The organism is Martelella lutilitoris (assembly GCF_005924265.1).
GTDB classification, from domain to species: domain Bacteria; phylum Pseudomonadota; class Alphaproteobacteria; order Rhizobiales; family Rhizobiaceae; genus Martelella; species Martelella lutilitoris.
The window spans coordinates 42768-57867 of the sequence record NZ_VCLB01000011.1 but is presented as its reverse complement, the minus strand read 5'-3'; the positions used below and the strand labels follow the sequence as shown (position 1 = coordinate 57867).

General features: G+C 61.9%; 13 protein-coding genes. 6 read left to right on the top strand and 7 right to left on the bottom strand.

What is annotated here, in order from left to right; translation table 11 throughout:
- Window positions 1-31 precede the first annotated feature (31 nt).
- Both FF124_RS18825 and FF124_RS18820 read left to right on the top strand, forming a co-directional pair.
- Window positions 32-1573 carry an ABC transporter substrate-binding protein gene (locus FF124_RS18825; protein ID WP_138750026.1) on the top strand — a complete coding sequence of 514 codons (1542 nt, stop codon included), beginning with the start codon at window positions 32-34 and terminating at the stop codon, window positions 1571-1573.
- A 134-nt stretch (window positions 1574-1707) separates the two neighbouring features.
- Entirely contained in the window at window positions 1708-3120 is a 1413-nt protein-coding gene (locus FF124_RS18820) for a M20 family metallopeptidase (RefSeq protein ID WP_138750025.1), read from the top strand.
- A gap of 673 nt (window positions 3121-3793) precedes the next feature.
- Here the strand turns inward: FF124_RS18820 and FF124_RS18815 are convergent.
- The 7 genes from FF124_RS18815 to FF124_RS18785 form a co-directional block, all read right to left on the bottom strand.
- Window positions 3794-4921: an NAD(P)-dependent alcohol dehydrogenase gene (locus FF124_RS18815; RefSeq protein ID WP_138750024.1), complete on the bottom strand. Its 1128-nt coding sequence runs from the start codon at window positions 4919-4921 to the stop codon at window positions 3794-3796.
- Window positions 4918-5910, bottom strand: coding sequence for a branched-chain amino acid ABC transporter permease (locus FF124_RS18810; protein WP_138750023.1), 993 nt, complete (start codon window positions 5908-5910; stop codon window positions 4918-4920). Before FF124_RS18810 ends, FF124_RS18815 begins: the two co-directional genes overlap by 4 nt.
- Window positions 5911-5919: 9 nt before the next feature.
- The gene (locus FF124_RS18805; protein WP_138750022.1) at window positions 5920-6783 is read right to left on the bottom strand and encodes a branched-chain amino acid ABC transporter permease; all 864 of its coding nucleotides are present in this window, start codon (window positions 6781-6783) and stop codon (window positions 5920-5922) included.
- Window position 6784: 1 nt separating this feature from the next.
- Entirely contained in the window at window positions 6785-7486 is a 702-nt protein-coding gene (locus FF124_RS18800; RefSeq protein ID WP_210237508.1) for an ABC transporter ATP-binding protein, read from the bottom strand.
- Window positions 7486-8196, bottom strand: coding sequence for an ABC transporter ATP-binding protein (locus FF124_RS18795; RefSeq protein WP_138750021.1), 711 nt, complete (start codon window positions 8194-8196; stop codon window positions 7486-7488). The genes FF124_RS18800 and FF124_RS18795 overlap by 1 nt, the downstream gene beginning before the upstream one ends.
- Window positions 8197-8211: 15 nt before the next feature.
- Complete coding sequence (locus tag FF124_RS18790; protein ID WP_138750020.1) at window positions 8212-9498, bottom strand: ABC transporter substrate-binding protein; 1287 nt, start codon at window positions 9496-9498, stop codon at window positions 8212-8214.
- Window positions 9499-9658: 160 nt separating this feature from the next.
- Complete coding sequence (locus tag FF124_RS18785; RefSeq protein WP_138750019.1) at window positions 9659-10426, bottom strand: IclR family transcriptional regulator; 768 nt, start codon at window positions 10424-10426, stop codon at window positions 9659-9661.
- Between the two features lie 276 nt (window positions 10427-10702).
- On the opposite strand from FF124_RS18785, the gene FF124_RS18780 reads away from it, so the two are divergent.
- The 4 genes from FF124_RS18780 to FF124_RS18765 are packed head-to-tail and all read left to right on the top strand — an operon-like array spanning window position 10703 to window position 15070.
- A complete protein-coding gene (locus FF124_RS18780; protein ID WP_138750018.1) occupies window positions 10703-11554 on the top strand; it encodes a VOC family protein in 852 nt (283 codons plus the stop codon).
- A gap of 13 nt (window positions 11555-11567) precedes the next feature.
- Entirely contained in the window at window positions 11568-12425 is an 858-nt protein-coding gene (locus tag FF124_RS18775; RefSeq protein WP_138750017.1) for a fumarylacetoacetate hydrolase family protein, read from the top strand.
- Window positions 12313-14076: a bifunctional 3-(3-hydroxy-phenyl)propionate/3-hydroxycinnamic acid hydroxylase gene (locus FF124_RS18770; protein WP_210237507.1), complete on the top strand. Its 1764-nt coding sequence runs from the start codon at window positions 12313-12315 to the stop codon at window positions 14074-14076. The genes FF124_RS18775 and FF124_RS18770 overlap by 113 nt, the downstream gene beginning before the upstream one ends.
- Window positions 14077-14098: 22 nt before the next feature.
- Entirely contained in the window at window positions 14099-15070 is a 972-nt protein-coding gene (locus tag FF124_RS18765; protein ID WP_187327009.1) for a TRAP transporter substrate-binding protein, read from the top strand.
- Window positions 15071-15100 lie beyond the last annotated feature (30 nt).

Sequence of the window (15100 nt, the reverse complement as noted above, 5' to 3'; positions counted from 1 at the left end):
GGCCTGAAAACAGAACCAAAGAGGGATAAACATGAAGAAACTACTCCTTGCCGGCGTGATGCTGGCGGCGCTTACCCAGACGGCGGCCGCGCGCGATATCGTCGTCGCGCTCTCTTCCGACCTGCGCTCCAACGATCCGGGCGTCAACCGCGACGGCAATACCGACGCGATCATGATGCACATTCTCGAAGGTCTCGTCGGCTATACCGAGGATGGCGCGGTTAAGCCGCTTCTCGCCACGTCCGTCAGCATGTCCGATGACGAGCTGACATACACTTTCACGCTGCGCGACGACGTCACCTTCCACAATGGCGACAAGATGACCGCCGACGACGTGGTCTGGTCCATGAACCGCTACATGGACGCCGACAGCAAGTGGCGCTGCCTGCCGGATTTCGACGGCAGCCGCGTGGTCAAGCTGACCGGCGTCGAGAAGGTCGATGATGCGACCGTGACGATGACGATTGCCGAGCCCTCGGCGGTCTTCCTCGGCCTGATGGCCCGCCCGGAATGCGGCTTCACCGGCATCATCTCGCCGAAATCCGTAGGCGAGGACGGCAGCTTCGTCGCCCCGATCGGCACGGGCCCGTTCAAGTGGGACGAGTGGAAGAAGGGCGAATATGTCCATCTCGTCAAGAATGACGCCTATGTTTCCCCGCCAAACGACGGCGCGCCGGACGGCACGGTCGGGGCCAAGGATCCGCTCGCCGATGGCGTCAAGTTCATGGTGGTTCCGGATGCCTCGACGGTGAAGGCCGGCATCCAGTCCGGCGCGCTCGATCTCGCCGAAGTCTCGCCCGACCTGATGCCGGAATTCGAGGATCGCGATGACAGCAAGCTGATCGTCGCCGTCAACAACGGCAAGAACCTGTTCTACATGCAGACCCGCGACCCGGTGCTCGCCAATCCGGGCGTTCGCCGCGCCATGGCCATGGCGCTCGATCTGCCGCAGCTTGTCGCCGCCGCCTCCAACGGAACCGGCACCCCCAACTGCTCGATGATCGCGACCAACTCGATCTATTACAGCGAGACCCAGCAAGAGTGCCTGCCCTACGATATCGAGGCGGCGAAGAAGGAGTTGAAGGACGCCGGCTACAACGGTGAACCGATCTCGATCATCGCCAACCGTCGCGGCAATGTGCCGAGCTATCCGGCGGCGATCATCGCCCAGGCGATGATGCAGCAGGCCGGCCTCAACGTGCAGATCGAGGTGCTCGACTATGCCACCCAGGTGGAACGCCGCCGCTCGGGCAATTACCAGGTGATCTCGCAGTCGGTCTCGCCGCGTCTCGATCCGGCGCTGATGATGAGCTTCTATGTCGGCGACAAGGACGACAACACATCGCTGATGTGGGAAAATCCGGAGGCCATCGAACTGCTCGACGCCGCCTATCGCGAAACCGATCAGGAAAAGCGCCAGCAGATCTTCGACGATTTCCACACGCTGATGCTCGAGGATATGCCGGGCCTGTTCATGTACGACATGGTCGACATCTGGGCCGCGACCGCGAGCCTCGAGGGCTCCCCCGTATGGCAGGGCAATCCCCGCGTATGGGAAGTCTCGGTCGACTGACCGGCTCGTCGCCGCGCTGCTTCTGCGGCGCGGCGTTTCTCCTCAAACACCCTTATCCCGCGGCCCGTCGACATGGGCCGCGCGACCTTTCATGACCCCATACCCGCTGCCCCGGCAGCAAACAGGACCTCCCCATGACGCAGCAGGCGATCGAACAACTCGCGAATGAAATCGAGGCATTGAAGCCGGAATTCATCGAACTCTCCGACCGGATATGGGAGCTTGCCGAACTGAAATTCGAGGAATTCGAATCGGCGAAGCTCCAGGCGGCGCTTCTGGAGAAATACGGGTTTTCCGTCACGCGCGGCGTTGCCGGCATTGAGACCGCCTTTTGCGGGGAATATGACCACGGAAAGCCGGTGATCGCGATCCTCGGCGAATTCGACGCGCTGGCCGGCATGAACCAGGTCGCCGGCATTGCCGAGGAGAAGTCCGACAAGCCGGGCGCGAGCGGCCATGGCTGCGGTCATAACCTGCTCGGCGCGGGTTCGCTGCTTGCAGCCGTGGGCCTTGCCCGTCATCTTGACAAGAACGGCATTGCGGCCACTGTGCGCTATTATGGCTGCCCGGCGGAGGAAGGCGGCGGCGCCAAGACGATCATGGCCGAGGCCGGCGTGTTCGACGATGTCGACCTCGCGCTCACCTGGCATCCCGCGCCCTTCAACGGCGTGCGCTCCACCAACAATCTCGCCGTGATCGAATACGATATCCGCTTCAAGGGCACGGCCGCGCATGCCTCCAACGCCGCCCATCTCGGCCGTTCCGCGCTCGACGCGCTGGAGCTGACCAATATCGGCATCAACTTCCTGCGCGAGCACATGCCGTCCGATTGCCGGGTCCATTACGCCATCACCGAGACCGGCGGCGTCGCGGCCAATGTCGTGCAGGCCCGCGCGGCCGGCCGCTACATGATCAGGGCTCCGGAAATCGTCGGTGCGCGGTCGCTTGCCGAACGGGTGAAAAAGATCGCCGAAGGCGCTGCCATGATGACGGAGACCAGCGTTGAGCTGGAACTCGGCAAGGCAACCAACAGCCTGCTGCCCAACATCACGCTCGAAACGGCGATGCATGAGCAGATGACGGCGCTCGGCCCCGTGCCTTTCGACGAGGCCGACGAGGCTTTCGCGAAGGACATTCAGGCGACCTTCTCGCAGGAGGCGATCGATAGCAGTATCCGGCTCTATCAGGTCAGGGATGACGCGCTTTCCAACAGCCGCGTCGACGGGTCTCAGCCTCTCCACCGGGGCTTGAGGGCGTTCGAAGGCAAGTCGCATTTCCGCGCGGGCTCGACCGATGTCGGCGACGTCAGCTGGGTTATTCCCACGGCACAGTGCTGGACGCCGGCCTGGGCGATCGGCACCAATCCCCACACCTGGCAGGTGGTTGCCCAGGGCAAGAGCCCGGCCGCCCACAAGGCCTTCGTCCACGCCGCCAAAACCATCGCCGCCACCGGCCTCAAAGCCGCCGCCGATCCGGAACTCATCGACAAAACATGGGCCGAATGGAGCGAAAAGACCGGGCGGAAGCGGCCTGGCGAAAGGCGTTAGCGGCGTAATACGCCCTGTCGCCGCGTGACGCCAAGGTCGAACGACCCAGGAACGTCGCGCCCATAACTCGCGATTTCTGCGTGGTGGGCTCCCAGGGCGAAATGGCCCGCGTCAATAAGATGGATTTCCGCGTCCGGGCGATCGCGGGTGAAGGTCTCGGCGGCCGGCGGTATGAAGGCCAGATCGTGCTTGGTCCAGACAGCCAGAAACGGCGGGCTGCTGGTTTCTGAAACACGGCTGAAAGGCGAGATAGAGAGCCAAATTGCAGAAAATTTCCAGAGCCAGGAAGCGAAGCTGCGATTTTCGATACAGGTTTTACACCTTGCTCGGGATAATATCACGCCTGCCGAACCGCCGGTTCATATCCCTTCAAGACCTTGATGCCGTCCGAGCCTCCGGAAGGTGTGACTTCAAGAATTGATTGAAGGTTCAAAGGAGAGCTTTGCGCCTCCATTTCGGTCGTCAATGGCAACGATCTTTGTATAGCCGGGCGCGGAGGCGAATTCCTTTAGCGCATCGGCTCGAAAATCGGAATCGATTTTCGAAAAGAACGATGCGTAGATTCAATAAGTTAGAGCGTCCTTTGTGCGTCCTAAAGGACGCACGGCGCTCTAGGGTTTCGGTTCTTCTGGCCGTTGGGATATCGTCATGCACGCATTTGCAGTCCGCACATCTATTGGTCAATGCCGCGCCCAGAAATGTCTCCAAACCTGACGATAGGCTTTATCGTTCTGCCGGACCTGCTGTCATCCAACGCCTCTGCAAGCTGATCCATCTCGTAGAACCGGCACAACTTGTCGAAGGGGAAGCGGCCATCCATGTAAAGGTCGATCAGCCGGGAGATAAAGGCCTGGGCGTCGTGGCTTTCGCCTTCGATGATGCCTTTCACGCTGCGGCCGGCCAGCAGGAAGGTCGGGTTTACCGGCACTTCCAGCGCAGGATCGACCCCGGCGAGCCAGCCGCAGACGCCACGGGGCGCGGTCGCCGCCAGCGCCTGTTGCATGACGGTCGGGACGCCGCTTGTGTCGAGCGAACGCAATACGCCGCCGTCGGTCACGCTGCGGATGAAGGCGACGGGGTCGCCGTTCTTGCTGTTGAAGACATGCGTGGCCCCAAGTGCGCGCGCCATCTCAAGACGATCGTCTGAAATGTCCACGGCGATGATGATGGGCGCGCCGGCCACATGGGCAGCCATCACGGCGCTCAGCCCGACGGCGCCTGCGCCGAAGACGGCGAAATCGGTGTTCGCGTTGACATCGAGCGCATTGAGCACCGCCCCGGCGCCGGTCTGGATGCCGCAGGCGAGCGGACCGAGAAGCGCCAGCGGTGCGTCCTTGCGGACCTTGACCACATTGCGGTCGTAGCAAAGCGCATAGGTGGCAAGGGAGGACTGGCCGAAGAAACTCCCGTGCACGACTTTACGCTCCGCATCATGGAGGGTGGCGCTTCCGTCGGGACGGTCTCCGAGAAAACAGCGTTCCACGGCGTGGTGGCAATAGGTGTGATCGTGGTCGTCGCAGGCGCGGCAATCGCCGCAATAATCGTAGGTCATCACCACATGATCGCCAGGTACGACCTTCGTTACGCCAGCCCCGACGGCTTCGACGACGCCTGCTCCCTCATGTCCGGGAACCATCGGCAGGCGTGCCGGCAAAAGCTGGCCGATCGCCGACAAATCGGTATGGCAGATCCCGGTCGCGACGACGCGCACGAGAATTTCGTTGTCGCGCGGGCTGTCGAGATCGAGGGTTTCATAGACGAGTGTTCCGGGCTCACGGGCGACGGCGGCCTGAATTCTCATGGGAGGTCTCCTGTCCTGGGATCATGGGTGAGCGGAACGAGGTCGCGTCCGAGCTTGCGCCGGGCCAGACCCCAGAGACCCTTGGGCGCGAAGAGCACGATCACGATCGACATGGCCCCGAGCGTAATCAGATAGAGCGTGCCGTAATCCTGCAGCAGTTCGCGCAGCAGAAAGAACACGAGCGTCCCGATGATCGGTCCCTCAAGGCTGCCGAGGCCGCCGATGACGACGATGAACAGGACATAGATGGTCCAGTCGAGCATCGAGAAGGAGGCGACCGGCGAGATACGCCCTTTTTGCAGTGTCACGAGCACGCCGACCAGCCCGACGATCGGGGCGGCGAGGATGAAGCAGGCGGCCCGCACCAGCCGGGTGTTGACCCCGGCCACGGCGGCGCCTTCCTCGCTGTCGCGCAGGGCGGCAAGGCCAAGACCGATGCGCGAGCGCATCAGCATCCAGATCAGGGCGAATGTCAGTACGGTCACCACGAGGACCAGGATATAGATCGTCGAGAGCCGTTCGGGCGCCCGGGCGCCAAGGGTGCGCAGCAGGCTTGCCGGCAGGCTCGCGCCCGATCCGCCGCCGAAGCCGGGTAGACGGCTGGCGACAAGCATCAGCGTCTCGGCGACCACCCAGCTTCCGACCGCCAGATATGCGGTGCGCAACCGGTACAGCATGGCGTAGACAACAATGCCGAAAACCAGAGTGACTGTCATGGCCGCGGGCAGCGCCACCGCCATATGCCAACCCGCAAGCATCGCAAATCCGTAAAACGCATAGGCGCCGATGCCGACGAAGGCATGCTGGCCGATCACCATCACATTGCCGTAACCGGCAACGAGATTCCAAAGCATGGCGAGAGAGAGCATGGTCAAGGCCTGTGTTAGCAGCACCAGCCTTGCCGGGGAGAAGGCGAAAGGCGCGATGCAGAGGCATAACAGGCCGATGATCAGCGCCAGCCGTCCGAGAAGAACCAAACCGGATGTCATGATGTCACCTCACGCTTTCGGAAACAGGCCCTGGGGACGGGCAAGAAAGAGAATGAGAAAGACGACGTGCCCGGCGAGCATCTGGTAGGCGCTGTCGATCATGCCGCCAAAGGTCTGCGCGAGCGCAATGATGATGCCGCCCACCAGAACGCCCCAGAAACTGCCAAGCCCCGCAAGCACGACCACCTCGAAGGCAATCAGCAGGCGGCTGGAGCCGGAGGAGGGGTCGAAATTGGTCCAGATCGACATCAGCCCGCCCGAGAAGGCCTCGGTGATGCCGACGAGCGCCATGGCTGTGGCCATGAGCCCTGCGACCTTGAGCCCGACAAGGTGCGCGGCTTCGGGCGCGTCCGCGATGGCGCGGATCTTCACGCCCAGCGATGTGCGATACAGGAGTTGCTCCAGCGCCCAGATCAGCAGGCAGGCCGTTGCGAAGATGATCAGCGGCAGAACCCCGATGTTGATATTGCCGAAGAGATGGATCGAGGCCAGTTCGATGCCGCCGGCGGTTACCTTGCGGGTATCGGCGCCGTAGATGGTGAGCAGACCATTCTGCAGGATGACCGAAAGACCGAATGTGATCAGGATGATCTGCAGCTCGTTCTGGCTCGCCGCGCGTTGCAGCAATCCGAATTGCAGCAGCCAGCCAATGCCGGCGCCGATCGGAATCAGCGCCGCAAGCGCGATAGGTGCGGGCAGGCCCAGGCTCTCTGTCAGCGTCAGCATCAGAAAAGACATGGCGACGATGAGATCGCCATGGGCGACGTTGATGAATTTCAACACGCCCACGGAAATCGCCAGGCCGAGGGCGAAGATGGCATAGAGACCGCCGAGAAGGCTGGCCTGAACAATCTGGTCGAGAAGGCCGGTCATGTCATTCTCCGAAATAGCTGGCGGCAATCTGGTCGCGCGGGACTTCGCCGGTGCGGCCAGCCAGCGAGACGCGACCTTCGAGCATGCATACGAAGTGATCCGCCATAGCGAGCGCGCGGGTGATATCCTGCTCGACAAGGATCATGCTGACCCCGTGGTCGCGAATCCGCGGCAGGACCTCGTAAATGTCCGCGATGATCCGGGGCGACAGTCCGAGACTGATTTCGTCGCAGAGCAGGAGACGGGGGTTCATCATCAGCGCGCGGCCGATCGCGACCATCTGCTGCTGACCGCCGGACAGTTGACGCGCGCGTTGCTTGCGGCGCTCGGACAGAACCGGGAAAATCTCGTAGACCTGCGGCAGGCCGATCCCTCCCGGCCGTCCCGTATATCCGCCGATCCTGAGGTTCTCCTCGATCGTCAGGTTGGGGAAAAGCTGCCGACCCTCCGGCACCAGGGCGATGCCCGAGGCAATCCGATCGGGGGTCGAGCGTCCGGAAATGTCCTCGCCGGCAAAGCGCATCACGCCAGTCGCGCGCGGCACCTGGCCTATGATGGCGCGCAGCGTCGAACTCTTGCCCGCCCCGTTCGCGCCGATGAGCGACAGGATCTCGCCTTCCCGGCAAATGATGTCGACACCGTGCACCGAATGAAACGCACCGTAAAAGACGTTGAGGCCGCGAATTTCCAGCAGCGTGCTCACTATTCTACCCCCAGATAGAGATTGCGCACCTTCGGATCGGCCATGACCTGCTCAGGCGTGCCACTGGTGATCAGGCTGCCCTCGGCCAGAACGACGAGCCGTGTCGCCACCCGGATCAGGGCGTGAACGATATGTTCGATCCAGACGATGGTGACGCCTTCGGCTTTGATCGTTTCCAGGATGTCCAGAAGCGCGCCGCATTCGCTGTTGGTCAGCCCGCCGGCGATTTCATCGAGCAGCAGAAGCTGCGGGGAAGTGCCGAGCGCCTTGGCCAGTTCAAGCCGTTTGAGGTCAAGCAATGGGAGCTCGCCCGCCGGGGTTCGTGCCCGATGCGATAGCTTGCAAAGATCGAGTATCCGGTTGACCTCCGGCCGGGCGACGGCGATGCCGCGGCCCTTGGCCTGGGTCGCGCTGACCAGCACGTTTTCGAAGACGGACAGATGGACAAACGGATGCGGGATCTGAAATGTGCGTCCGATTCCGCCGCGGACCCGCGTCCACGGGTTGGCCCTGGTAATGTCCTTCCCGTCCAGGCGTATGCTTCCCTCGGTCGGGCGAAGGTTGCCGGAAATCAGGTTGAACAATGTGCTTTTCCCGGCCCCGTTGGGGCCGAGAATACCGAGAGCCTCCCCGCGCGCCACCGACAGGTCGATCCCGTCGATGACCTTGAGCGCGCCGAAGTGCTTTTTGAGTTGTAAAACCTCAAGCATGGTCAAGCCGGCGGCTCAGTCGTAAGGGATCGGGAAGGGGGCACGCGAGACCGGCACGCTTGGATGGAAGCTGTTTTCGACCACCGCCATGTCATAGGGGAACGGATAGTCTTCGCTCGCCTTCACCCACTGCACGGAAACCAGCCCGAGTTTCGCCGAGTTCGGAACGGGACCGGTCGAAAAATCGATGGTGCCGCAGATCGTTTCCAGCCGGGTCGCCCCCAGGGCGGCGCTGACGCTGTCCGGGTCATCGAGATCATCGGTGCGCCGCAGCGTATCGATGAGCACCTCGAGCATGGCGTAGCGTGAGCCGACGCCTGCCGTCCATTGGCGCCCGGTCTCCGCCTCGTAGGCGCGGGCGATCTGAAAGGCCGAGGCGCCGTCAAGGGAGGAGACATAGGGGAATTCCGGTGTCCACCAGATCGGCACTGAAACCCCGACGGCCTTGTCGCCCAAAGGCTGGACGGAGGCCGGATACTCGGAGGATTTGCCCGCGATCATGGCTTTCGGCTGAAAACCCTGCTGGGCGCACTGGGTCCAGAACAGAGTGAAGTCCGGCGGCGGCATGATGCCCTGGACGATGTTCACGCCGCTGTCGCGGAATTTCGCGATCTGGGTCGAGAAGCTTGAGGCCGGCAGGTCGAAGCGACCCGGGTCGACGATGGTGTATCCGGCGGCGCCGAAGCCATCGGTAAAGGCCTGGGACAGAACCACGCCGTCGGCATCATTCGGCCAGAGGCCGCCGACCGTGCCGCCGGGCGCGATCTTGTCCATGAAGGCGAGCATGGCGCCGGCATAGGTCGTGACATCGAAAAAGGCGCAATAGGTGTAGTCAAAGCCCTGCTTTGGATCGCCATTGCGGCCGAAGAACCATGGCTCGATCGGCACATCGGAGGCCAGGCACGGCACCCCGTTCAGCTCGCACTGGTCTGAGGCGGGGTTGGTGTTTTCCGGGCCGCCGTAACACAGGACCACATCGACGCCTTCGGACAGTATGAGGTCCTGCGTCACCTCCGCCGCGCGGTTGGGGTTCGACTGGGTGTCGCGTTCGACTATTTCAAGCGGATAGCGCACGCCGGCGTTTTCGATGACGCCGCCGGTCGCTTCCAGAATACGCGCGACGACGAACTCGGTCGGTTCCGCGAAGGCGGCCATGGGGCCGGTCTTGGGGGAGACGATCCCGATCTTGAGCGTGCGCCCGGCGGCAAACGCCGGACGGATGGAACGGCCGATGAGGGTTCCGGCAATCGCGTATGCGCCGCCGAGCAGCAGCGCTTCGCGCCGCGTGGGTTTAAATGACATTGCTATCCTCCCGAAACGACCCTCGCACGATCACATAAAACGAAAGGGTCTCTACGATAGAATTCGCAAAAATCAATTTAATAGTCAAACTAAAATCTTATAATTATCGAAATTAGGTAAAATCGACATTATATGAATTCAATTTTATTGCTATTCAGCGCTAGCTCACCTCCTTAGCGTCGGCAGCGCGTTCGGCCATGAAGCCTTCGATCATCCGCGCGGTCGAGGAGAGGGCAGCATAGAGTTGCGGTCGTATTTCCTCGGTGAGCGTCCGCTCCTCGATGATGGCCGAGAGCGATGCGTTGATGCCGAGTTCGGTGCTTCGCAGCGGGGCCGCGATCCCGACAAGGCCGGTATCGATCTCCCCATGGGTTTCGCTGATCCCGATTTTCCGGATGCTTGTGAACTCGGTGTAAAGTGCCTCGGCGTCTTCTTTCGCACCGCTGGCGCCTTGCGCTATGAGCGACATGATCTGCCGTTTTGGCAGCGTTGAGAGCACGGCTTTCGATGTGGCGCCGCGCAACAGGGGCATGGGGCGGCCGAGTTCATAGCTTGTGACGAAGGTGGCAACGCTTGAGCGCTCTTCGGCGACGCACATGACCGTTCTGCCGTAAAGCCGGGCAAGAATGGTTGTGCAGGGGCAGGGTATCTGGCTCAGCAGCGGGCGAAGAAATTTCGAGCCGGACAGGACCAGGGGATCGGTCAGTTTCAGGCGGCGATAATATTCCACGAAGAGCGGCCCGAGCCGGTAGCGCGATTCCACGGTGCTCTCCAGCAGATCTGCGGCGACCATTTCCCGGATCAGCCGGTAGAGCGTGCTGGCAGAGGTGTCGAGAGCTGCCGAAATCTCGGCGACGGTCCAAGTCGGATGCGTCTCATCAAACAACGCAAGGATCCGTGTGTAGCGCGTAATTCCCGTCGTCGTCATGGCTCTCTCTCATGCTTTCTTCTGGACATCATTTTTATCTTTTATCGGTAAAAACCGAAAATCAACAGCGGTTTGGTTCCGGATAACAGGATTTCATAGGCCTTTCCTCAGTCTGTTTCTGGAAGGCATTTTTTGCGCCGGGCAAACTTGATGCATGATGGTCATCTGGGATTCATGGGATATGAAAATTACCTAAAAGAGATAATTATTAAATTTAACACTTGTTAATTTGCCATATATAGATAATTATCTCGAAAATCTTAGTGGGAGGACATAATGTCGCACAATGCTGTTCAGGCGGGGGCATATCTGCATCACGTCGCCTTCGAGAGTTCCGATCCGGAGCGGCTCGCCAATTTCTACGCCGCCAATATGGACATGGAGGTCGAAAGGGTTTCCGATACCGAATATCGGTGCCTGGGCCCGATGCGCCGGTTTGTGGCGGTGAAGGGCGAGGACAGAAAACTGGCTTATGCCGGGCTGGCCTACCGGAATGCGGATGTGCTTGCAGCACAGCGCGCGCAGGCGGTTTCCAATGGCGTCGAGATCCTTGAAAGCGTCTCGCCCTATTTCGAGGATGGCGCTTTTGCCGTTCGCGACAATGACGGGCACCTGATCTGCTTCGGAGTCGCCAGGCAGCGCACCACCGCCTATCTGCCCGAGCGCGAAGGGCTTCACGGCCCCACCCAGCACCTGACCTTTGCCACGCAGGACCTTGCCGGCTTCAAGGAATTCTATGTCGACAAGCTTGGCTTCTTCCTCTCGGATCGGGTGCTGCACGAGAGCGGTCAGCCAGCGACGGTGTTCACCACGACCAATCACGAGCACCACACCATCGCCTGTTTCCTGTCCGATCGCACCGGCGTCGATCACCATTCCTACGAAGCGGGCAGCTTTGAAAACATCAAGAAGTTCTGCGACCGGTTCGCCGCCAACAACGTTCTTCTGACCTGGGGGCCGGGACGTCACGGGCCGGGCAACAATTTGTTCGTGTTCTACACAGACCCGGACGGCAACTGGATCGAAATCTCCGGCGAACTGGAGACGATCTACGATCGCGCGGTCATCGACTGGCCGCAGGATCCACGCACGCTCAACAAATGGGGACGCGCCATTCTGCGCTCGTGACAGGAGGACACCCATGAAATTCATCAGCTTCATCCGCCTTGGCAAGACCGGCATGGGCGCTCTGGTCGATGGCGGAATCGTTGATCTGACCGGGCGGATCCGCCCGGAGATCGACAGCCTCAAGGCTTTGATCGCCGCCGATCTGCTCACCGAGGCCGCCGATTATGCTAAGGCGCGCGCGCCGGAACTGACGCCCGGCGATGTCACCTTGCTGCCGGTGATCCCGGATGCGGGCAAGATACTCTGCGTGGGGCTCAACTACGAGACTCACCGCGCCGAGACCAAGCGTCCCGACGCGAAATATCCGACGATGTTCACCCGCTACGCCGACAGCCAGATCGCGCATGGCGCGCCGATGATCCGCCCGGCCGTCTCCGACCGACTGGATTACGAGGGAGAGATGGCCGTCATCATCGGGCGCGGCGGGCGCAACATCGCGGAGGAGAACGCGCTGTCGCATGTGGCGGGCTTTGCCTGTTACAATGACGGCACAATCCGCGACTGGCAGCGCCACACCCACCAGTTCAGCCCCGGCAAGACCTTTCCGGGCACCGGTGCTTTCGGGCCCTTCATGGTCAGCGCCGACGCGGTTGGCGACTACAGGCAACTGCCGATCCGCACGCGCCTCAATGGCGATGTGGTGCAGGATGCAACGCTGGCCGACCTGATCTTCCCGGTCCCGCGATTGATCGCCTATATCTCGACCTATACGCCGCTTTCGGCGGGCGATGTTATTGTCACCGGAACGCCCGGCGGCGTTGGCGATCGCCGCGATCCGCCGGTTTACCTCAAGCCCGGCGATGTGGTCGAGGTCGAGATCGGCCTGCTTGGCACGCTCGTCAATCCGGTCATGGACGAGAGTGGGCTCTGACATGCGGGCCACATCTCTGGATGCAGATATCCTTGTCGTCGGGGCGGGGCCGACCGGTCTTTTGCTGACCAATCTTCTCGGTTCGATGGGGATAGGCACCATCCTCATCGAGCGCAACGAAACCACGGTTGGGGAGCCGCGGGCGGTGTCCATTGATGATGAATCAATGCGCGCGCTGCAGGCAGCCGGATTGTCTTCGGAAATTTCCGCGATCACGGCCAAGGGATACGGATCGCTCTACAAGGGCCCATCGGGGCGCGTCTTTGCCGAAGTCAAACCCTTCGTCAAGGAATACGGTTTCGACAAGCGCAATGCATTCGAGCAGCCCGAATTCGAGGCCACGCTCCGCCGCGCGCTCGCACGCCATGCCATGGTCGACGCCCGTTTCGGGTTAGCCCTGACGGACTTTGAACAGACCGGGGATCACGTTGTTGCGCAGGTGCTGGAAAACGGCAAGGCGCATCAAGTGCGTGCCCGCTACATGGTGGCCGCCGATGGCGGACGCTCGATGGTGCGCAAGGCCCTCGGCATCGAGATGGAGGGGTCTACGTTCGAGGAGCCCTGGCTGATCGTGGATCTTGAAACCACAAGGAACCGCTGCTTCCACACCGAGGTTTTTTGCGATCCGAAGCGCTCCGCGATCACCTTGCCCGGTCCGGGCGGCATTCGCCGCTACGAGTTCAAGCTCAATCCCGGTGAAACCGTCGAGGAAGCCGAGCGCGAGGCTTTCGCGCGACGCCTTCTCGCAGAGGTAGGGCCGGATGGCGATGAGCCGATCCGGCGGCAGAAGGTCTACACCTTTCATGCCCGCATCGCCTCGCGCTGGCGCGAAGGGCGCGTGTTCCTGGCCGGCGATGCCGCGCATCTGACGCCGCCTTTCGCGGGGCAGGGCATGAACAGCGGCCTGCGCGATGCGCATAATCTGGCCTGGAAACTGGCCGAGGCGCTTGCCATGGCCGATCCCGAGGACTTGCTCGACAGCTACCAGACGGAACGCAAGCCGCATGCCTGGTCGATGATCGAACTGGCGCTCAGGATGGGTAAGGTGATGATGCCTGATTCAGCCTTGCGCGGAATGGCGATCCGAACGGGTTTCCGGCTCCTGGGGCTATACGGGCCGGCGCGCGATTACGTCGCGCAGATGAAATACAAGCCAAAGCCGAAATTCCACGCGGGCATGATCCAGCCGTCTGCGGCACGCGCAGGCGCGGCTGCCGTCGGGCGCATGATACCCCAGCCGCTGGTGACCCGGCCCGGCCGGGAGGAATGCCTGCTCGACGATTGCTTGCCGGATCGTCCGGTGGTGCTGGTCTTCGACGAGATGCCCGATCGTTTTGTCAGCGCCGAACTCAATGCGCGGTTCGCGGCGGCAGGCGCTGCCGTTGTCGGCCTGACGCCCGAGTGGATTAACCCGGTCGCCGCGTCGTTTCCGATACTGCACGACCGGAGCCGGTTCTTCTCGAACCAGCCGTTCCGGGGCTGTCTCGCGCACGGGCTGTTGCTGCGCCGGGACCGGTATGTGGCAGCGATCGAACCTGTCGCAACGCTCGAGAAATTACTGCCCATGATCGAACGCCTCGCGGCGCCGGTCACCGTGGCAAAACACGGAACTTTCGCGTCGGAAGAGGAGCCCGCGCGAAAGCGATCTTGAAACCATGAGGGAGGAGACCCGTATGAAACGTTTGACAGCAGGGCTTTTGACCAGCCTGACACTCTGCCTTTGGCTCGGCGCAGGCATGGCGGCACACTCAAGGGAGTTGAAGTTTTCGACGCCCACGCCCGAACCGCATATCATGACCAAATCAGCGCACCATCTCGCCGATGCTTTTGCGCAGGCGGGGATGGGCGATACGATCGCGGTCTTCCCCGTCAACAAGCTTGGCGATGTTCCGACCGTTCTATCATTGCTGCAAAGCGGCGCGGTTGAACTCGCCGTCGTGCCGGTGGGCGATCTCGCCAATCGCGATCCGTCGTTCCTGGCGTGGTTTCTGCCCTATCAGTTCGATACGCTGGCGGAGGCGGGCGCGGCCGCCGACAGCGGACCGGCGCGGGAGATGCTCGCCCGGCTCGATTCTCAAGGCATCAAGGGGCTCGGCTATGTTTTCCCCGGTCAGCGCCATCTGCTTTCGAAACAGCCAATCACGTCAGCCGAAGAGATCTCCGGCCTGAAGGTTCGTGCCTTTCCCAATGATATCTTCAACAGCTGGTGGCGCGAGCTGGGGGCAGCGCCCACGGCCCTGCCTCTGCCGGAAATCATGCCCTCGCTCGTGACGGGCGTGATCGACGCGGTCGACGTGGATATCGACATCGTCTCCGGCCTGCAGATGCAAAAACAGGCGCCCTACCTGATCTTGACCAACCACATGGCCTTTCCCGCCGCGATACTGGCCTCGGCGCGCTGGTGGAACAGCTTGACGCCCGAGGAACAGTCCGGCTTCGAGGAGATGGTGGCCGAGACGCAGGATTGGGCGATCATGACCCAGACGGAAGGCGAGGCGGCATTGCTCGATCAACTCGCCGCCGATGGCGCGCAGATCGGCACGATCGATGATCCGGCGCTTCCCGCGGCGGGCGAGACGGTCCGAAACGCTTTTCTTGACCGTGATCCGCTGATCCGCCGCTTCTATGAAGCCAACCAGAACTGAGCGCTTTGCCGCTGGCACACGCCGTGCCGG